At 33.1% G+C, this 19285-nt stretch carries 16 protein-coding genes; 5 read left to right on the top strand and 11 right to left on the bottom strand.

Annotation, left to right across the window (positions count from 1 at the left end):
• Positions 1-78 precede the first annotated feature (78 nt).
• The 3 genes from ACFPTQ_RS02420 to ACFPTQ_RS02430 all read left to right on the top strand — a co-directional run bounded on the left by ACFPTQ_RS02420 (position 79) and on the right by ACFPTQ_RS02430 (position 2180).
• Positions 79-978 carry a S66 peptidase family protein gene (locus tag ACFPTQ_RS02420; RefSeq protein WP_379775537.1) on the top strand — a complete coding sequence of 300 codons (900 nt, stop codon included), beginning with the start codon at positions 79-81 and terminating at the stop codon, positions 976-978.
• A gap of 67 nt (positions 979-1045) precedes the next feature.
• Positions 1046-1405 (top strand): YraN family protein, encoded by a 360-nt coding sequence (locus ACFPTQ_RS02425; protein ID WP_278034550.1) that lies wholly within the window; start codon positions 1046-1048, stop codon positions 1403-1405.
• A gap of 118 nt (positions 1406-1523) precedes the next feature.
• Positions 1524-2180 (top strand): aspartate kinase, encoded by a 657-nt coding sequence (locus ACFPTQ_RS02430; protein WP_379773417.1) that lies wholly within the window; start codon positions 1524-1526, stop codon positions 2178-2180.
• A gap of 72 nt (positions 2181-2252) precedes the next feature.
• Here ACFPTQ_RS02430 and ACFPTQ_RS02435 read toward each other — a convergent pair whose 3' ends face one another.
• From ACFPTQ_RS02435 to ACFPTQ_RS02460, 6 genes are all read right to left on the bottom strand, one after another.
• Positions 2253-3020 (bottom strand): SDR family NAD(P)-dependent oxidoreductase, encoded by a 768-nt coding sequence (locus ACFPTQ_RS02435; protein ID WP_379773420.1) that lies wholly within the window; start codon positions 3018-3020, stop codon positions 2253-2255.
• Positions 3021-3121: 101 nt separating this feature from the next.
• The gene (locus ACFPTQ_RS02440; RefSeq protein WP_379773424.1) at positions 3122-4054 is read right to left on the bottom strand and encodes a helix-turn-helix domain-containing protein; all 933 of its coding nucleotides are present in this window, start codon (positions 4052-4054) and stop codon (positions 3122-3124) included.
• Positions 4055-4123: 69 nt separating this feature from the next.
• A complete protein-coding gene (locus ACFPTQ_RS02445; protein ID WP_379773427.1) occupies positions 4124-4990 on the bottom strand; it encodes a TorF family putative porin in 867 nt (288 codons plus the stop codon).
• Positions 4991-5001: 11 nt separating this feature from the next.
• Positions 5002-7020 (bottom strand): ATP-binding protein, encoded by a 2019-nt coding sequence (locus ACFPTQ_RS02450; protein WP_379773430.1) that lies wholly within the window; start codon positions 7018-7020, stop codon positions 5002-5004.
• 230 nt (positions 7021-7250) lie between these two features.
• Entirely contained in the window at positions 7251-10622 is a 3372-nt protein-coding gene (gene mfd / locus ACFPTQ_RS02455) for a transcription-repair coupling factor (protein WP_379773433.1), read from the bottom strand.
• Positions 10615-11268 (bottom strand): hypothetical protein, encoded by a 654-nt coding sequence (locus ACFPTQ_RS02460; protein ID WP_379773436.1) that lies wholly within the window; start codon positions 11266-11268, stop codon positions 10615-10617. The genes mfd and ACFPTQ_RS02460 overlap by 8 nt, the downstream gene beginning before the upstream one ends.
• Before the next feature lie 139 nt (positions 11269-11407).
• On the opposite strand from ACFPTQ_RS02460, the gene ACFPTQ_RS02465 reads away from it, so the two are divergent.
• Positions 11408-11890 (top strand): hypothetical protein, encoded by a 483-nt coding sequence (locus ACFPTQ_RS02465; protein WP_379773439.1) that lies wholly within the window; start codon positions 11408-11410, stop codon positions 11888-11890.
• Between the two features lie 120 nt (positions 11891-12010).
• Here the strand turns inward: ACFPTQ_RS02465 and ACFPTQ_RS02470 are convergent, their stop codons facing one another.
• The 5 genes from ACFPTQ_RS02470 to ACFPTQ_RS02490 form a co-directional block, all read right to left on the bottom strand.
• On the bottom strand, positions 12011-13885 hold the full coding sequence (locus ACFPTQ_RS02470) for a M1 family metallopeptidase (protein ID WP_379773442.1): 1875 nt from the start codon (positions 13883-13885) through the stop codon (positions 12011-12013).
• A gap of 64 nt (positions 13886-13949) precedes the next feature.
• A complete protein-coding gene (locus tag ACFPTQ_RS02475) occupies positions 13950-15581 on the bottom strand; it encodes a S8 family peptidase (protein ID WP_379773445.1) in 1632 nt (543 codons plus the stop codon).
• Positions 15582-15659: 78 nt separating this feature from the next.
• Entirely contained in the window at positions 15660-16520 is an 861-nt protein-coding gene (locus ACFPTQ_RS02480; protein ID WP_278034542.1) for an MBL fold metallo-hydrolase, read from the bottom strand.
• A gap of 165 nt (positions 16521-16685) precedes the next feature.
• Positions 16686-17753, bottom strand: coding sequence for a M48 family metallopeptidase (locus tag ACFPTQ_RS02485; protein WP_379773448.1), 1068 nt, complete (start codon positions 17751-17753; stop codon positions 16686-16688).
• 4 nt (positions 17754-17757) lie between these two features.
• Positions 17758-18705, bottom strand: a complete 948-nt coding sequence (locus tag ACFPTQ_RS02490; RefSeq protein ID WP_379773450.1) for a YjgN family protein — start codon at positions 18703-18705, stop codon at positions 17758-17760.
• Positions 18706-18880: 175 nt separating this feature from the next.
• On the opposite strand from ACFPTQ_RS02490, the gene ACFPTQ_RS02495 reads away from it, so the two are divergent.
• Complete coding sequence (locus tag ACFPTQ_RS02495; RefSeq protein WP_379773453.1) at positions 18881-19210, top strand: HesB/IscA family protein; 330 nt, start codon at positions 18881-18883, stop codon at positions 19208-19210.
• Positions 19211-19285: the final 75 nt, after the last annotated feature.

Raw genomic sequence — 19285 nt, forward strand, 5'->3', positions numbered from 1 at the left:
TTTTTATCTTTAAACCGAATATCAAGTGTATTCCTATTATTCTTTTTTCAAACTTTCATCATTCAAGCCCAAGAACCTATGATTACACCAGCTACTTTACAAAAAGGAGACACTGTTGCCATTGTTGCAACTGCCCGAAAATATACTGAAAACTTATTACAACCTGCCATCGACCTTTTACACAATTGGGGACTAGAAGTGGTAATTGGTAAAAGTATTGGTTTAGACAACAATCAACTTGCGGGTACTGATGAAGAAAGAACGGCCGATTTTCAAGCCCAACTAGACAATCCAAATATTAAAGCCATTTGGTGTGTCAAAGGAGGCTATGGAACAGTTAGAATTATTGATTCATTAGATTTTACACAATTCAAAAAAAATCCAAAATGGATTGTTGGTTTTAGCGACATTACCGTTTTACACAATCATCTTAATACACTTGGTTACAAAACCATTCATGGAATTATGCCTGTAAGTATTCCAAGAGCCACTTTAGAAGCCAAAGAAACATTAAAGAAAGCTTTGTTTAATGAAGCTTTACGTTACGAAATCCCTTCGGATCCCATGAATCGATTAGGCAAAGCAGAAGGAGAATTAGTGGGCGGAAATTTATCTATATTATATAGTTTATTTGGCTCACCTTCGTCCATAGATTGTACAGACAAAATATTATTCATTGAAGATTTAGATGAATATTTATACCACATCGACCGCATGATGATGAATTTAAAACGAAATGGTTGTTTAGAAAGTATCAAAGGTATCGTTGTAGGTTCAATGACAAAGATGAAAGACAATGAAATCCCTTGGGGGAAGAATGCTGTCCAAATTATTGAAGATGTAACTAAAACTTATAACATCCCAGTGATTTACAATTTCCCGGCGGGACATATTCAGGACAACAGAGCATTGGTTTTCGGCAGTCAGGTAACTATGGAAGTTACAGCCGAAAAAAGTATTTTGAAATTTGAAGACTAGTCAATTTTAATAATTGAGCAACTAATACGCTGAATACTAAAAAACTTACTACTGAAGACTCTTACAAATGGCCGAACACAACGAATTAGGAAAATTAGGAGAAGAATTAGCCGTTGATTTTTTAAAAAACAATGGCTATTCTATAGTAGAAACTAATTGGACTTTTCAGAAAGCCGAAATAGACATTATTGCACAACTTGAAGATACACTTGCCATAATTGAAGTAAAAACGCGTTCGTCACTTGAATTTGGCCTTCCACAAGATGCTGTAAACAGCAAAAAAATAAAACTACTTACGAAAGCGGTTGACAACTACGTAGTCGAAAATAATCTTGATCTCAACGTCCGTTTTGACATTATTTCCATTCACAAATCCGATAAATCATTTGTAATTGAACATATTACTGATGCTTTTTTTCATTTTTAACGACATTTTATCTGTTATTTTTATAACAAATTGTTTTTTTTATTATATTTGCGTGCATTTTTAACGATTTAACTAAGTAAATCGAATTTAAAACTACGTAAAAATACCTAAATTAATTATGAAAACTGTTTCATCAATTGTCGAGAATTACATCAAAACAAAGCCTTTTCTTTTAAATGCTCTGTCCCTTGGAATTATCAATTTAACCTCTTTATCCCGAAACATCATGTCGGAATTAGAGAGTGAGTTTGGAAAAGAAGTTAAACAAGGAGCTGTTGTAATGTCCTTGAAAAGATTAACAGAAGAATTGGATTTTAGATTAAATCATAAAATCAATAAAGTAATCAAAAACATTGGTGAAATTACGGTTCGTTCGGCATTGACTGATTACACTTTTGCGGTTTCAGAAACTGTTTTAAATAAACAAGCCGAATTAATTTCGGATATAAATGGTTTTCCAGATGTTTTTTATACTTCGTCAAGAGGAGTAAACGAAATTAATATCGTGGTAAGCAATACTGTAAACAAACTAGTAGACAAACACTTTGCTAACGAGAAATTAATTCAAAAGTTAGACAATTTAGCGTCTATAACCGTAAAATTACCTAAAGAAAACATAGTTGTTCCTGGTATTTACTATTTTATTTTTCAACGTTTGGCTTGGGAAGGAATCATTATAAACGAAGTAATTTCGACTTCTAATGAATTCACAATCCTAGTAGGCGAAGACCAAGTAGACGTTGCCTTTAAAGTGATAAAAGATTTGAAAAATTAATCCATTTTTAACAACATAAAAAAGCTTCCAATCTATTAAGATTGGAAGCTTTTTTTATCTATCAAGCTATAATTACAAATTCATTCCTCCTGAAACTTCAATTCGCTGTGCATTTACCCATTTAGCATCTTCGGTACATAAAAAAGCCACAACACCACCAATATCGTCTGGCAAACCTACTCTTCCTAATGCTGTTATCGAAGCAATAAACTGATTTAACTGTTCATTATCACGAACAGCACCTCCGCCAAAATCAGTTTCTATAGCACCCGGAGCAACAATATTAACTCGAATTTTTCTTTCACCTAACTCCTTAGCCTGGTATTTTGTCAATGTTTCCATTGCAGTTTTCATACTTGCATAAGCAGCATAACCAGGAAATGAAAACCGAGTTAGCCCAGAAGAAATGTTCACAATTCCACCACCATCATTCATTAACATCAATGATTTTTGAGTTAAAATAAAAACCCCCTTAAAATGAATATTGAACATGTTATCAAGTTGTGTCTCTGTAGTATCCATAAAAGTTTCATGAACTCCAACACCTGCATTATTCACTAAAAAATCAAATTTATCCTTACCAAAAGTACCTTTTAAAGCGATTGTTATTTTTTGGAAAAACGAATCAAAACTATTTGATTCTGCTACATTCAACTGAACAGCCACCGCTTTTTGTCCAATTTTTTCAATTTCAGCTACAACTGATTGCGCTTCATCAATTTTACTATGGTAGGTCAATAATACATCAATTCCTTTTTTAGCAAGACTCAAAGCCATTTCTTTTCCTAATCCGCGACTACCACCAGTAACAAGCGCTATTTTATTTTCTTTAAATTCCATCTTAAAATTTGTTTTAAATTAATAAGACAAAATTAGGAATGAATGAAAGCGTAATAATTGTAAATATCAATCGATAATTTGCAAAATTCAAATTACACGTTTCAAATTCTAAAGGACATTGGAGTCAAAGTGGTTTGTTTTTTAAAAAAATTAGAAAAATGAGCCAACTCCTCGAAACCTAGTGAATAGGCAATTTCTGAAACATTCCAATCGGTTTCTTTTAATAAAATCTTTGCCTCGTTAATTAAGCGTTTACTAATTAATTCTGTTGTTGTTTTTCCTGTGTTTTCTTTCAACACCTTGTTCAAATGATTGACATGAATAGACAAACGACTAGCATAATCTTTAGCAGTTCTCAGTTCTAACCTTTGACGTGGAGACTCAATAGGAAATTGTCTTTCTAATAATTCTGCAAAAAGAGAAGCAACTCTAGCGCCCGAATTATGCTTAGAATACAATGCTGTAGCTGGTTGTAATTTTTGCCCAAAATGAATTAACTCTGAAACATAATTGCGAATCAAATCGTATTTATACAAATAATCTGAATTAATCTCGCTGTGTATCTTTTTAAAAATCAACTCAATTTCTTCAGCCTCCTTATCTGATATTTCAAAAATTGGAAACCCATCTGGTTGAAAAATCGGAAGTCCTTCTAAATCAATTCCACTTTTTTCTTTAGTAAAAAACTCTGTTGTAAAAACACAAAAATTTCCAGATTGTTGTTGTAAATCATGAGGAACATAATGATATGGAATCTTTGGAGTGGCAAATAATAAGGCATGTTTTTCAATATTAATTACCTTATCTGCATATTCTGCTCTGTTCTTACCCTTTATCAAACTTATTTTATAATAAGCCCTCCTGTCATAAGGCATAACAGGTTTCTCTTTAAACGTTTCATATAGTTCTTTGATATTAAAAACATTGAAATGACCAATCTCTTTTTGAATACCATCTGGCAATAAAGAAATTTGTTCTGCCCCAGTAAAATCGGTGATTTCGTTATAAAACTCGTCTATTGATTTTAATTTCATAAAATATACATTTGCAAAAATCAAATATAAAATAAAATGAAAGATAATTATAACAATTCAAATAGTTAATTAATAACCAAAACTAATTCCTGCAATCAAGAAATCTTTACCAAAAAAATTAGTGTTTGCCGTAGCTGCATTGTGAATATAATTTATTGTAAAAGGCATCACAATATTATTTCCTAAATCAAATTCTTTCTTTGCTTTTAAAGACAAATTGACAAGTGAAGCTTTGTCATAGTCAGCAAAATTATAATAGGCTGCTTTATTATTCAAAACAACTCCTACTGAAGGAGACAACTCTATATGCTTACTATATTTATTTTTGGATTCTGCAAACAAGTCAAAAACATATCCCATCTCGAGATAGGTTGTAAAATTACGTTTTGGCGAATCATTCGCATCATAACGATAATCATTCCCACCCACCAAAGTACTGATTGTAGCATTCAACGGAATGTGATAAGCCTCTAAAAAATCAAAATACAAAATAGCATCCAATGTTTGTGAACTACTAGGACTATAATCAAAAAGTTTGTTGCTTACACCTTCAACCTTTGACACTGAGGGCCAATAATAATCCCAAAGTTGGAGCTGTAAAAAATCAGTAATTTGATAGCTCAAATACAAATCAATTTCTTGATATCCCCTATAATAATTTTCATTATCAGGATAATAATACTCTTTTTTAAAATTGGTGGTTGCCCAAGTTCCAATGGAAAATTTAGGAGTAATTGCGTACTCAACTGATGGCTGTATAGCCGCATAATTTCCTCCCCAACACTGACCTCGCCACAAATAGCGACTCACTAAATCGATAGTAAAAGTCCAATGCTTATCTTTTGAATTCTCCTCTGCTGAGAGATTATCTTCTTGCGAAAAGGAACAAAAAGAGCAAAACAACAGTACTAAGGAAAACTTTTTCGCAAACTTCATTTACATCCGTTTTAATACTTGTCAATTAATTCAAATAAGCGTTCTCTATTAAGCGGTTTTGTAATATAATCATCAAATCCTGCATTCTGAATTTTTACCTTATCCTCCGAAGAAGAATAAGCTGTTTGGGCAATAATTGGTAGCTCAGGACGAACTGGTTTAATTTTTTCTACCGCTTCAAAACCATTCATGACCGGCATTTTGATATCCATTAAAACCAAATCAATTTCGGTATTATTCAAACATATATCAACAGCTTCTTGACCATTTACAGCTCTGATAATCTGAAAAGATTTGTCTTTCATCATTTTTTGGAATAACAAAAAGTTAATGTTGTCATCCTCGGCAATCAAAATCGTTTTATGGTCTACCGTTGTTTTTACTTTCTCTTTTGCCGTCTTAGGCTTCTCTGGTTTTTCTTCAACATATTGCAATGGAATTGAAAAATAGAAAGAAGATCCTACTCCAATTTTAGACTCTAATTTGATGGAACCTCCTAACATTTCAATGTAAGCCTTAGATATTGAAAGCCCTAATCCTAGACCACCTACTTTAATTGTCTTGTCATTTTCAACACGTTTAAAACGATCAAAAACATAATCTCGATTATTTTCATCAATTCCAGAACCAGTATCTTCAATGGTAAAATAAACCCAACCATTCGTTTCATCAATTTCATATTTAAAAAGAACTTGTCCTTCATCTGTATATTTTATGGCATTGGTCAATAAATTGATAAGAACTTGTTTCAGTTTAATTTCATCAGTGACAATATTTCGAGCGGCAGGAACACTACTTTTTTCTAATTTAAACTGCAAAGGCTTCTTTTTAGGTATCGTAACTTTTATAGTTTTAAACAATTCCTCTATACAAGTTTCTAAATTAGTCTCACTGTAATTAGGCGCAATTTGATTCGCATCAATTTTTGACATTTCAATCAAATCATCAATAATTGATGTTAAATTTTTTCCGTTTTGTTGAATGATAGTCAGATATTCTATTCGTTCTTCTTCACTAAGTTCTGTGTTCAAAATAAGATCTGTAAAACCATTTATAGCATTCATGGGTGTTCGTATCTCATGTGATAAATTGGCCAAAAAAGAAGCTTTCAATAAATCACCCTCTTCGGCTTTTAATTTTGCCTTAATCAAAGCTTTCTTTTGCTTGTAATTTTCTTCGAATAAATTCCCTATGTAACTAAACTCACCACTCGATTTCTTCAATTCGGCTATAGCAGTGAGACTAGCTTTTTGGAGTGCTTTTCTAACCAAAAAAAGAGGACGGTAAATTAACTTTTGTGTAAAATAAATACTGACAACAAAGTAGATAATGAAAACAACAATGATGATATAAAGTATTCGAACGGTATTTTCAAAATAAACATCAAAATTGCGCTCAAAGAGCAACTTACCTATCAATTGACCTTTTGAATTTTGCAAATGATAAACAGAACTCACCACGTGTCTACGTTGCGGAATAGTATCTTGACTTTGAAGTAATTTGACTTTAGAAAAGGTTGTTTTTTCTAGATTATTGATAAATTTTAGGTTCAGTAAACGTACTGCAAAAAAATAACCATAGCACTTGGATTTGTTCTTATAAGGATCATCAGAAGGATGAATGGTTGCACCCGTTACTTCAGCAATGCCTTCAGGAATTTGAATATAAAACTTGGCTACTCTTTTTTTATCCAAAACAGTCATAGCTTGTTTGGGAATCAAATCAATAGTTGTTATAACGGATGTTGGAGTACGAGTGATAAATTTTTTATTTTGATCATAAACTCCTAAATAATCTGCGCCGTAAATTCCTAGTTCATTGCTAATTGTTTCGTCATACCATTTTTGATCTCTAGTAGAAATAAAATCAACAAATTCATCCCAATTCGTATCATTCTTCAAGGCAGTTAGAATGGGTTTTGACTCTAACAATAATAATTCTTTGATTTTACTTTCAAATAATTCAACCGAATTCCGATAAGCATCTTTTTCTGTTTTCTCAATGTAATACAGTAAAACACCGTAAAGCATTAAAAAAATAACACTAGAGGAAATGATTAAAAAAAGTATTTTTGGGGACGTTTTTTTTAATATCATCTTTCAATTACAACTACTAAATAATTTAGTATTTAAAAAATAAATATAATAAAAAAACTGTAAAAATCTAGCAGTTATAAAGCAATTATTTATCTAGTTTAAAAAGTATTTAAGCAATAGTAGAAAAAAACCTGTTTTATTGAAAATACCCTAAAATCCTAAAACTATTCCTTCCCTCCCAATAGCTCCATCAACTCCAAAGCTTTTTTAGTCGATTTTACATTGTCAAAAGTCAATAATAAACGCAAACCATTAGGAGTTTGTTTTTCTTTCATTTTACAAAGTGTTGGATGTTTTTGAACAAAGACTAAAACTTTATGAAAACGATTCGATTGGTAAAAATCCGATTGTTGATCAGAAACAAAATAACCTATCATTTTCCCTTGTTTCATCACCAATTTTTCGATTCCCACACGAGTAGCCACCCATTTGATTCGGATACTATTCATTAACGCATTAGCTCTTGGAGGCAATGGACCAAAACGGTCAATTAATTTATTTTGGAAAACCTGCAATTCTTCTTCGTTTTTAATAGCGCTCAACTCGTTATACAAATTCATACGCTCCGAAATATTATTGATGTATTCATCCGAAAACAACAATTCAAAATCGGTGTCAATCTGAAGGTCTTTTACATATTCTTTGGTTTCAATATCATTTTCAACCGGATACAAATCCTTAAATTCGTTTTCTTTCAGTTCTTCAATCGCCTCGTTCATGATTTTCTGATAGGTATCAAAACCAATTTCGTTGATAAAACCGGATTGTTCTCCACCTAACAAATCACCAGCACCACGAATTTCCAAATCCTTCATGGCAATATTGAATCCGCTACCCAATTCAGAAAATTGCTCCAAAGCTTGAATACGTTTTCGGGCTTCCTCAGTCATCGACGAATAAGGCGGACAAATAAAATAACAGAAGGCTTTTTTATTGCTTCGTCCCACACGACCACGCATTTGATGCAAATCTGATAGTCCAAAATTATTGGCATTATTAATAAAAATAGTATTGGCATTAGGTACATCCAATCCACTTTCGATAATAGTCGTCGCTACCAAAACATCAAATTCACCATTCATAAAAGCAAGCATCAACTCTTCGAGTTTTTTACCGTCCATTTGTCCATGACCAATTCCCACTTTGGCATTTGGCACCAAACGCTGAATCATTCCAGCTACTTCTTTGATATTTTCGATTCGGTTATTGATAAAATACACCTGACCGTTACGCTGAATTTCATACGAAATCGCATCACGAATTACTTCCTCATTAAAACCAACCACATTCGTTTCAATAGGATATCTATTCGGCGGAGGTGTTGTAATAACTGACAAATCACGAGCTGCCATTAATGAAAACTGCAAGGTTCTAGGTATCGGTGTTGCTGTCAAAGTCAAGGTATCTACATTGGCAGCTATGGTTTTCAACTTGTCTTTTACGTTGACACCAAACTTCTGTTCTTCGTCTACAATTAGCAAACCTAAATCTTTGAAAACGACATTTTTGTTCACCAATTGATGCGTTCCAATAACAATATCTAATTTCCCTTCAGCTAATTCTTTTAGGGTTTCTGCCTTTTGTTTGGCTGTTCTAAAACGATTCAAATAGCCAATTTTTACTGGCATATCTTTTAATCGCTCCGAAAAAGTTCGATAATGCTGGTAGGCTAAAATAGTTGTTGGTACCAAAACAGCTACCTGTTTACTATTATCCACTGCTTTGAAAGCGGCTCGAATAGCCACTTCGGTTTTTCCAAAACCTACGTCTCCACAAACCAAACGATCCATTGGGCGGTCGCTCTCCATATCGGCTTTTACTTCGGCTGTCGATTTGATTTGGTCCGGTGTATCTTCGTAAATGAACGAACTTTCTAATTCGTTTTGCAAATAACTATCCGGCGCGTATTGAAAACCTTTTTCCAATCGCCTTTTAGCATACAATTGAATCAGGTTGAACGCAATATGCTTAACTCTGGCTTTGGTTTTTTGTTTTAAAGCCTTCCAGGCATTCGATCCTAATTTATATATTTTAGGAGGCGTTCCGTCTTTGCCGTTGTATTTAGAAATTTTGTGTAGCGAATGGATACTCACATACACAATATCATTATCGGCATAGACCAATTTAATGGCTTCCTGCGTTTTGCCCTCGACCTGAATTTTTTGCAATCCACCAAATTTCCCAATTCCGTGGTCAATATGCGTTACATAATCGCCAACCGAAAGTGTAGTAAGCTCTTTTAAGGTGATATTCTGTTTTTTCGAATATCCGTTTTTGATGCTAAATTTATGGTATCGTTCAAAAATTTGGTGATCGGTATAGCAGGAAATTTGATTTTCTTCGTCAATAAAACCTTGATACATAGGCAACACAACGGTATTGTATTGCTTACGGATATTCTCCGAATTGGCTTCATCTAGGGTTTCAAAAATATCATGAAAACGCTTCGCCTGCGACTCATTCGAACAGAATAAATAATTTTTATAACCATTAAAATGATTCTCGCTCAAATTATTCAGCAACAAATCAAACTGTTTGTTGAACGAAGGTTGTGGCTGAATGTGGAATTCAAACTTTTTACTGGTTCTGAAAATCGCTTTTGAACACAATTCGACAATAGAAAAATCCAGCGCCCGTTTTACAAAAGCCTTTTGATCTAAAAATAATTGCTCCGGAGTAGCATGTTTGATGTCTTTGGACAATTTCTCAAAAGCTTCTTCGGCACGGGCAAATTGTTTGTCTAATTGTGATAATACATCTTCGGTATTTTGAATAAACAACACCGTTTGCTCCGAAATATAATCTAAGAAACTCTCTCTGTTTTCCTGAAAAAGTTTGTTTTCGACATTAGGAATAATGGTGATTTTCTTTTGCTGCTCAATCGATAATTGGGTAGCCACATCAAAAGTTCGGATACTTTCGACCTCATCGCCAAAAAACTCAATTCGGTACGGATTATCATTCGAAAACGAAAACACATCGACAATTCCTCCACGAACGGAAAACTCACCGGGTTCCGTAATAAAATCAACCCTTTTGAATTCGTATTCAAATAAAACTTCGTTGATAAAATCGATCGAAACCTTATCGCCAACACTTACTTTCAAAGTGTTTTTATCCAAATCACGACGGGTCACCACTTTTTCAAAAAGGGCTTCAGGATAACTAACAATAACAGCTGGTTTTTTGCGCGAATTAATTCGGTTCAACACCTCAGCACGAAGCAATACATTGGCATTATCCGTCTCTTCAATTTGGTACGGACGACGATAGGAACTAGGATAAAACAACACGTCTTCCTCACCTACCATTTGTTCTAAATCGTTCAAATAATAAGCCGCTTCTTCTTTATTATTTAAAATAAGTAAAAAAGGAAGTTCCGCTTTTTTAAACACCGAACGAATGACAAACGACATGGCCGAACCTAACAATCCACTTAGATGTAATTTGGCACCCTGCTTCTCTTCTAACGCTTTGGTAATTTGTATTATTTTAGGAGAAGTTTCGTAAATGGTATAAAGGGCAGATTTACTCAACTCTCGCATCGTTAGGGTTAATAATTGCTCTTGTACTTGAAGGCATCATCGAGCCATTTGGCATCATTGGACCGTTAGGAATCGCTCTTGCCGAATCCAACAACATTCTTCTCATCTCGTCTTCGCCTTCTTCAACAGGAATTTTACTTTTCTCCGTTATTATATCCATTTGACGTTGCAAAGTGGCCAATTCTTTATTGACTTCACCTACTAATTGTACTACTTTTTTATCCGGAATATTATCAAGATGGATGTACATATCCAGTAATCGCACCTTAGTAATCAAAACCTGAATACGGCTTTTAATTTGTGGTTTATCAAATAATGGTGGAATATTCACGTTCAACACCATGGCTTTTTTTGAAATCGCATCCGATTTTTGTTGGAATGCGCCAATCGTTTTTTTAGGTTTTTGTGCCAATTCCTGCATGAACATACGAAGTTCATTCCAGGATTTTATACTTTCTTCTGTAACCTCATTGATGGGTTCATCATAAAAATCCCAGCCTTTCTGGATGTTTTCAAAAATGACTTTTTTCTTTTGGGCGTCTTTGAGCTGTTCAGCTAGTCTTTTTCGATTGTCTTCTTCCTTACAAGAAACCATCAAAAGCAACAAACCAAATATATAGAATAGCTTATATTTCATCGTAATTTTCATTGAACCGCAAAGTTACAAAGTAAAACTAATTTCGTACACTTCTTTAAGTAAAGAATAACAACCGATAAGTGTAAGAAGTTTTTTATTAGTTTTGTTAGAAAGTTTAATAAGTATGTTATCGGTAATTATGAAAAAAAGAAACAACTCTATTATATTGATAATCTTTCTGCTGACAAGCTGCATAGGTGCGGGAACTCTAGGTGGTTTTGACTTACGAACTTTTCCTGTATCTAAAAGAAAAATAGTTTTAGCAATTGATACTCTTTACAAACATTATCCAGAGTATAAAATCCCAGATAAATGGAAAATCTATGACGATTGGCATAAAAGAGGTTATGATTTTTTAGATAGTAGAATATTTTACTTTAAAAAATATCCTGAAGAAATGTATTATGTAACATTTTATGGTGACGCAAATGATTCTATTCAAGTAGACACAACTAAAACGAGTTTATCGATTAGAACCTATCATAATGAACAATTTAACAGATGGATAAAAGAAGAAAATTGTAATTCAAAGGAAAAAAAGAGAATACAAAAAAGGTTTGATGAAGAAATAATTTCAAAAGTAGAATTATATTTAAATTCAAAAGTAATAATTGAAAAATAACCCTGATTGTTTATAAATTTAAACAAACATTGAAATAAGATTTGCCTGTGACCTTAAAACAAAACCCGACAGCTTTCTAAAAACTGTCGGGTTTATTGTTTCTAAAAGTGACTTTAAAAATTACTTCACTTCGTAACTATTATTTTCTGCTTTGACATCCGCCATTAAACCACTTGGGTCAATGGTGATTTTTTTGATGCTGCTTTTTACCACGGGAATGCTTAATTCATATTTTGGATTCGCCCAAGTCCAATCGCTTAGGATTGTTCTTTTAACATCTGGATTAGCATTTGCTTTTTCAAAATACATCATGCGCAATGGAATGTAAAAATTTTCTATCGTCCCATCTGTATATTCGACTTGTAAGTCAATAGGCATAGGCATTCTACCTATTCGCTCTAAATTAATTATTGTTTTATCTCCTTTTTCCACAACAGAAGAAATTCCGTAATCTATCGTATTGGTTGTTTGTGTCCAATCTGTTAAATACCAATCCAATTCGGCTCCCGATACACGCTCCGCTGTACGTTTAATATCATTAGGTGTAGGATGTTTGAACTTGAAATCATTGTAGTACCTCTTTATGGTTTCTGCTAATTTATCCTGACCTATAAGATAGCCCAACTGCGACAAAAAGATACTCCCTTTGATGTAAGACGAAATGCTATAAGGTCTGTTTTCATCATATCGGTCGGCATGGGTAGTTTGCGGTTGTTCCTTACTGGAATTCACCAGTGAATAATAAGCTTTATAATTTCCTTCAAATGGATTCTTGGCTTTATTGCCTAAAACTTCATTGACCGCTAAATCTTCAACGTATGTCGTAAAACCCTCGTCCATCCATGGATGCTTAGATTCATTAGAAGCTAAAATATGCTGAAACCAAGCGTGTCCTAGCTCATGTGTTGCCGTTCCAAAAGTCCCCTCAAGTGTTCCATTTCCTAAAATCAATGTACACATGGCATACTCCATTCCGCCATCGCCTCCTTGGATAAACGAGTACTGCTTATAGGGATAATTACCAATGTTTTTATTGTAAAAATCCATCACCTTAACCATTAAAGGCTGCATTTTTTTCCAGTTTTCAATAATTTTAGGATTGTTTTTGTACAGGAAATGTAGGTCTACATTATTAGGGCCTTTTACCACATCATGTAGATATTCCTTATCGGCTGCCCAGGTAAAATCATGAACCATAGGTGCAATAAAATGCCAAGTTAGTTTTTTAGTTCTTCGGGAATGTTTCACAACTACTCCAGCATCTTGATAACCATGCCCTATTTTATTAGGCTTTTGTAAATAGCCTGAACCACCCAAAACGTAATCTTTGTCAATGGTAATTTTTACATCAAAATTTCCCCAAACCCCATGAAATTCTCTGGCAATATAGGGATCGGCATGCCAACCTTCAAAATCAAATTCGGCTATTTTAGGATACCATTGTGACATGGATAAGGCTACACCTTCGGCGTTATTTCGACCTGAACGACGAATTTGCAAAGGTACTTGTCCTTCAAAATCCAACGTAAAAGTGGTTTTCGAATGAGGCAAAATGGGCTTTGCTAAGAGCACTTCTAGAATAGTACCTTTTGTCTTTGTTGTAGCTTCAAGTCCATCTTGCTTAAAATTAGTTACTTTCAAATAACCAATTTCGTTTGGCTTTAAATTTTGAATCCGATTTTCTTTAACAATAGAATCTCCTACTTTATTTTTTCGTACCATTCGGGCATCAGGATCTTTGATGTTATCAGCCCTTTCGGCCATTTCGCTTCCTGGTTGGAATGCATTATTATATAAATGGTAATACACTTTTTTTAAAGTATCTGAAGAATTATTAGTGTACACCAATTGTTGTTTTCCTTTGTACTGATACTTTTCGGCATCTACAGCTACTTCCATCTTATAATCAACAGCTTGTTGCCAATAAGGCATTTTTTGAGCCTCAACAGAAAATGCATTTATAAAAAGGAATGCAAAAAATAGAATTTGTTTCATACTAGTTGTAAAATAAAAAATGGAAGGATGTTAGGTCCTTCCATTAAATTTCGATAAAGATAAATTATTTTTTAGCCATTTCATTAGCCATTAAAATAGCATTGTAAGCATTGACGATTTTTCCTGTTTTAGACAATTCTTTAAACGGACGAACATCATTAGGATTCCCTCCCACAAAAACATCCTTATCAATTGCCACACCAGATTCCATTAAAATATGTTTTACTTGTGCAGCTGTTAATTTTGGATAATATGAGCGAATTAACGCAGCAACTCCAGCAACATTAGGAGAAGCCATTGACGTTCCTTGTAAAAACTGATAGCTATTTTCAGGAGTTGTAGCATAAATTTGTACTCCTGGTGCAAAAACATCTACATTGATTTTTCCAATATTTGAAAAACGAGCTACAATATTTTTATCATATTGAAAATTTAAAGCACCAACAGTGATTACATTATCTGCAATTTCTGTGATTTTATCCTCAGAATCATTTGGAAAATTATTAGCATAGTCAATATTTTTAGCATCATTCCCAGCAGCATGAACAAATAAAACATCTTTTTTAGCAGCGTATTTAATAGCATCAAAAACCCAATCTTTGTGCGGAGAAAATGATTTACCAAAACTTCCATTAATTACCTTCGCTCCATTATCTACTGCATAACGAATAGCCAATGCGATATCTTTATCATACTCATCTCCGTCTGGCACGGCACGAACAGTAAGGATTTCGACATTATTACTAGCTACTCCATCTCCGCCTAAACCATTTCCTCTCGTTTGAGCTACGATACCAGCAACATGAGTTCCATGAAGTGCTTCTTTTTTGTCTGGTCCTATTACATTTCCATTTCCATATTTAGTATCAGTGATGTCATTAGGATTATCGCCCAACACTTTTCTGTAATCGATATTTAAAGCTTCTTGTCCTTTTAAAATTTCATTCTTAGCTTCTATTTGCTGTTGAATTTCTGATTTCAACTCTGCAATTGGTATTCCATAGGAAAACATTCTTTGCATAAGTGTTTTACTTTTTTGAACCAAAGTATCTTTAGATTCGACAGCCTTTAAATCATCCGCCGTATAAATTGGTTTTCCTAATAATTTTTGAAGTACTTTATCGGCTTCTTCAACATTAGCACTCATCTTGGTGTAATAACTCATTTCGTTTTGAGCATCAACAAATTTTTTATCATAAAGCTTTTTAGCTTCTTGGAAAGTCGTTTCATCAACTAAGGATTTATCTTTTACAATCCTTTCATATTCCAGATGCTCTTTTACAATATCTCCAAGGAAATTCCATCCATGAACATCATCTACAAAACCATTTTTATCATCATCAATTCCGTTACCAGGAATTTCTTTTTTATTTGTCCAGATAACAGGTTTCAAATCCTCATGCTCAATGTCAACACCTGAATCTACAATACCTACAATTACTTTAACGGCTTTACGGTCCTTCAACAATTCGGCATAAGCCCTATCCACACTCATACCTGGAATAGTATCTTTTACTAGGTCTAAGTGACTCCATCTTTTTAAATCCTCCTGTTTTAAGGGAGAAACTTTTTTTATATTTAAAGGAGCGCTAATAGCCTTGAAAGCACTATAATTTGCTACTTGTCTTTGTGAACCACAAGCTGCCAATACTAAGGCAGAAATAAGTGATATACCACTAACTTTGATACTATTCATTGATACAATTTTTATTATATGTATGGTAAAAATAACAAAAGTATGTTTTTTTGTTAATTAGACAGCTTTTGGTTAACATTAAATTAAGAAATCTTCATTAGACAAAATTTCTTTCAATCGCACACCTTTCTCAGTATGTTGCACTGTGATAATTTCATTATGGGCATCATGTTCTAAAAACAAATAGTAATTATTACTAGCAGCTATGTTCATGAACTTGGTTTTCTCATTCATTGTTAGCAAGGGTCTAGTATCGTATCCCATGACATACGGAATAGGAATATGACCGGCAGTAGGCAATAAATCGGCGCAAAAAACAATGGTCTTTCCTTGATATTGGATAAGTGGAATCATCTGTTTTTCGGTATGACCGTCTACAAAGAAAATATCAAAACCCAACTCGGATTTATCTACAAAATCACCTTCATATCTTTTAATAAAATGCAACTGCCCACTTTCCTGCATTGGCAAAATATTCTCTGACAAAAAGGAAGCTTTTTCTCTTGAATTGGGTTCAGTAGCCCATTTCCAATGATTTTCATTCGACCAAAATCGGGCATTTTTAAAAGCTGGCTCATATCCTGTTCTGTCTTTATTCCATTGAATACATCCACCACAATGATCAAAATGCAAATGGGTTAAAAACACATCCGTAATATCATCGCGATGAAAACCATATTTAGCCAAAGAGGCATCCATAGAATGTGTTCCCCAAAGCGAATAATATCCAAAAAACTTTTCCGATTGTTTATTTCCCATTCCGCTATCAATTAAAATTAATCGGTTTCCATCTTCGATCAACAAACATCTTGCAGCAATATCGATTAAATTATTAGCATCAGCTGGATTGGTTTTATTCCAAATGGTTTTTGGCACTACGCCAAACATAGCGCCTCCGTCTAATTTGAAATTTCCGGTTTCTATAGGATATAATTTCATGTTCTTTAAAATTGAAAAAAATGAATAGAAGATTGTTATCTTCCTATTAAATTAACAAACGACTAAATTAGATTATTTTATAGATTGAATGACTTCTAATAAAAAAAAAGTCACAACGAATGATTTTAACATCTTCATTGCGACTTAATAAAACAAATTGCTTTTTTATTCTTTTAATTTCTGAAACAAAGCGTTTAGAGTTGCTTTTTCCTCATAAGGATATCCTCTCTTTTTTATCATTTTATCAATATAATCTATCCTGTTTTCGGTAATTGGATGCGAACTGAGAAACTCAGGCATAGCAATTAACTCTTCGTTTTGTAGTCTTTTCATCAAATTAGACATTCCTTTTGGATTCACTTTATTTGCAACCAATATTTTAAAACCATCGGTATCGGCTTGTTGTTCAAATTCTCGAGAGAAAGACAGCGACTGAAAACTATTAACATTATCGCCAATAACCGCCATAACACCATTGGCATCACCTAGAATGAGTGAAACAAACAAATAGCCTGATAAATTGCGACAAAGCATCTTCATCGAATGCCTGTTGTTCACGTGAGAAGCTTCGTGACCAAGTAAACCAACTAGCTCGTCATAATTTTTCATTTTCTCAATAATTCCAGTAAAAACAACTATGTTTCCATCTGGCAATGCAAAAGCATTTACCTGATTTGAATTAACAACCGTAAACTTTAATTTCTTAGTGTTTTTTAAATCTAATTTCTGAGCAAAAGCATTCAAGGTCTTAGTTTTAGCCGAATCAATATCCATAAAATATTGATTACTTACCCAAGCTGAACTTCCTAATTGATTATCATAAGATTCTGGAATTAGCGTCACTGATTTTTCACCTACCCAGGGAATTACATAAAAGTAACAGAGTCCTATAATTCCCATAATTGCAAAAGCAAGAATCGCATGCACTCCTACACCAAAATCAATTAGTTTTTGATACCAATTGACATGTCCATTTTCCTTTCTAAAAGTTTGAATTGTTTTTGCAAAATCAGCATCTTCAATTTTTATATGTTGAATCAATTCGGTTCCATAATCCAGAAACAATCCAGTTGGTCTCTTATCAAAACTAATATCTTTTATTGACCAATTATGCTTTTCACCATTTTCTGATTGAAAACAAAGAAGACCTCTTTGATTTTCCAAGAACAACTCAATTTGCTGTGGAACTGAGGTTCTTCCATCGTAAAAAATAGCTGTTGTTTTGTTTTTCATAAAATTACATTACTGCATCCAAATCTAAGAAATCACTTAAATCTTCACCTGTAGCATCTTTATAATTTTCTTCAGTTTGCATCAAAGTATCTAAATTCAAATCACCATCTAAGGTTATATTCGAGAAGATAAATTCCATTGTTCTAGTAACTACCCATGCATATCCTAAACCAAGAGTAAAAATTAAAATCAGAAGATTTACAAGTATCAAACTAAAAAAATCGCCTCCAGATGCCGTTGAAGTAAAATTGATTTTCTCATTGCCTTTACGAATAGTCAAATTGTTCACATAATATTCAAACAAATCTTTTTGCCACCAAAAACCATAAATCCCTAATGTTATAATTGTAAGAAAGTAACCTTTTAGATTAAGAACAAAATAGTCACCACCATCTCCATCATATTCAAATTCAGCATCTCCAAAACGGACATTTCCTAACAAATAAGTGCGCAAGTTTATTGTCATCCAAGCACCATAAATTCCTAATGTAATAATGGTTAAACCTATCCACTTGAAAAACAATTTTATTAATTCGTTTCTATCTCCTCTATAACCAAAACGAATTCCTCGCCATGAAGTACGAGACATTCTATAACGGTAAGATCCATGAATAGCTAATGGAAATATTGCTATTAATCCAATGTAAAACAGTAAAAGCCCAACAAAAGGCATTTCTAAATAGACGAATAAAAACAGTGTTCCGTATAATATCCCGAATATCATAATTGCTTTTATAAATCCTTTAAACATTTCTTTCCCAGTTCCATGAAATGAAAATGCATCTCCATTTAAACTAGTAGAACTATAAATAAACTGAAGTTGTTTAGCCTTTGCCCAAGGATAATAAAATCCAAGTGTAATGATTGTTAACAACCAATTGACGATAATGATTCCGAAAAAATCACTTCCTTTCCCTTTAAAATCGAGTTCGTAATTTTGATTTCCTTCCATAAAATAAGACTGTTTATTTATAAATTAATGATGTTAAAAATATAATATTTTTTTTACTAAAGAAAATAAAATAAATAATATCTATTTCCATATTAGTTATAAAAATGTTATCTATTGTAGAATACAGTTTTTATACCTTATCTTTGCAGTTAATTTAGACAAAATCTATACAACAATGATAAAGGTTTCTGATACAGCCAAAAAGAAAATTATCGACTTGATGCAAGAAGATGGTTTTGATGCCGCGACCGATTATGTTAGAGTAGGTGTTAAAAGTGGCGGATGTTCGGGCTTATCTTACGATTTAAAGTTCGACAAAAACAAGGGTGAAGATGATAAGATTTTCGTAGACAATAACATCACTATTGCTGTGGAGAAAAAATCATTTTTATATCTAGCTGGAACAATTTTAGAATATTCAGGTGGATTGAATGGAAAAGGATTTGTTTTCAATAATCCAAATGCAACAAGAACCTGCGGATGTGGGGAGAGTTTTTCTCTATAATCAAACAGAACAATGATTTTTAGGATTTATCCTTAACAAAAAAATAAACGATTAAAACTATTTAAAGAAACCCAA

The sequence above is a fragment of the Flavobacterium sp. GCM10022190 genome (assembly GCF_042656445.1).
GTDB lineage: Bacteria > Bacteroidota > Bacteroidia > Flavobacteriales > Flavobacteriaceae > Flavobacterium > Flavobacterium nitratireducens.

What these genes read in the sequence shown, in the direction of transcription:
- ACFPTQ_RS02425 (WP_278034550.1), top strand. Translation starts at nt 1,046, where the DNA reads ATGGCCGAACACAACGAATTAGGAAAATTAGGAGAAGAATTAGCCGTT.
- ACFPTQ_RS02490 (WP_379773450.1), bottom strand. Translation starts at nt 18,705, where the DNA reads ATGGAAGGAAATCAAAATTACGAACTCGATTTTAAAGGGAAAGGAAGT.
- ACFPTQ_RS02435 (WP_379773420.1), bottom strand. Translation starts at nt 3,020, where the DNA reads ATGGAATTTAAAGAAAATAAAATAGCGCTTGTTACTGGTGGTAGTCGC.
- ACFPTQ_RS02460 (WP_379773436.1), bottom strand. Translation starts at nt 11,268, where the DNA reads ATGAAATATAAGCTATTCTATATATTTGGTTTGTTGCTTTTGATGGTT.
- ACFPTQ_RS02450 (WP_379773430.1), bottom strand. Translation starts at nt 7,020, where the DNA reads ATGCTTTACGGTGTTTTACTGTATTACATTGAGAAAACAGAAAAAGAT.
- ACFPTQ_RS02445 (WP_379773427.1), bottom strand. Translation starts at nt 4,990, where the DNA reads ATGAAGTTTGCGAAAAAGTTTTCCTTAGTACTGTTGTTTTGCTCTTTT.
- ACFPTQ_RS02475 (WP_379773445.1), bottom strand. Translation starts at nt 15,581, where the DNA reads ATGAATAGTATCAAAGTTAGTGGTATATCACTTATTTCTGCCTTAGTA.
- ACFPTQ_RS02480 (WP_278034542.1), bottom strand. Translation starts at nt 16,520, where the DNA reads ATGAAATTATATCCTATAGAAACCGGAAATTTCAAATTAGACGGAGGC.
- ACFPTQ_RS02470 (WP_379773442.1), bottom strand. Translation starts at nt 13,885, where the DNA reads ATGAAACAAATTCTATTTTTTGCATTCCTTTTTATAAATGCATTTTCT.
- ACFPTQ_RS02465 (WP_379773439.1), top strand. Translation starts at nt 11,408, where the DNA reads ATGAAAAAAAGAAACAACTCTATTATATTGATAATCTTTCTGCTGACA.
- ACFPTQ_RS02420 (WP_379775537.1), top strand. Translation starts at nt 79, where the DNA reads ATGATTACACCAGCTACTTTACAAAAAGGAGACACTGTTGCCATTGTT.
- ACFPTQ_RS02440 (WP_379773424.1), bottom strand. Translation starts at nt 4,054, where the DNA reads ATGAAATTAAAATCAATAGACGAGTTTTATAACGAAATCACCGATTTT.
- ACFPTQ_RS02485 (WP_379773448.1), bottom strand. Translation starts at nt 17,753, where the DNA reads ATGAAAAACAAAACAACAGCTATTTTTTACGATGGAAGAACCTCAGTT.
- ACFPTQ_RS02495 (WP_379773453.1), top strand. Translation starts at nt 18,881, where the DNA reads ATGATAAAGGTTTCTGATACAGCCAAAAAGAAAATTATCGACTTGATG.
- ACFPTQ_RS02430 (WP_379773417.1), top strand. Translation starts at nt 1,524, where the DNA reads ATGAAAACTGTTTCATCAATTGTCGAGAATTACATCAAAACAAAGCCT.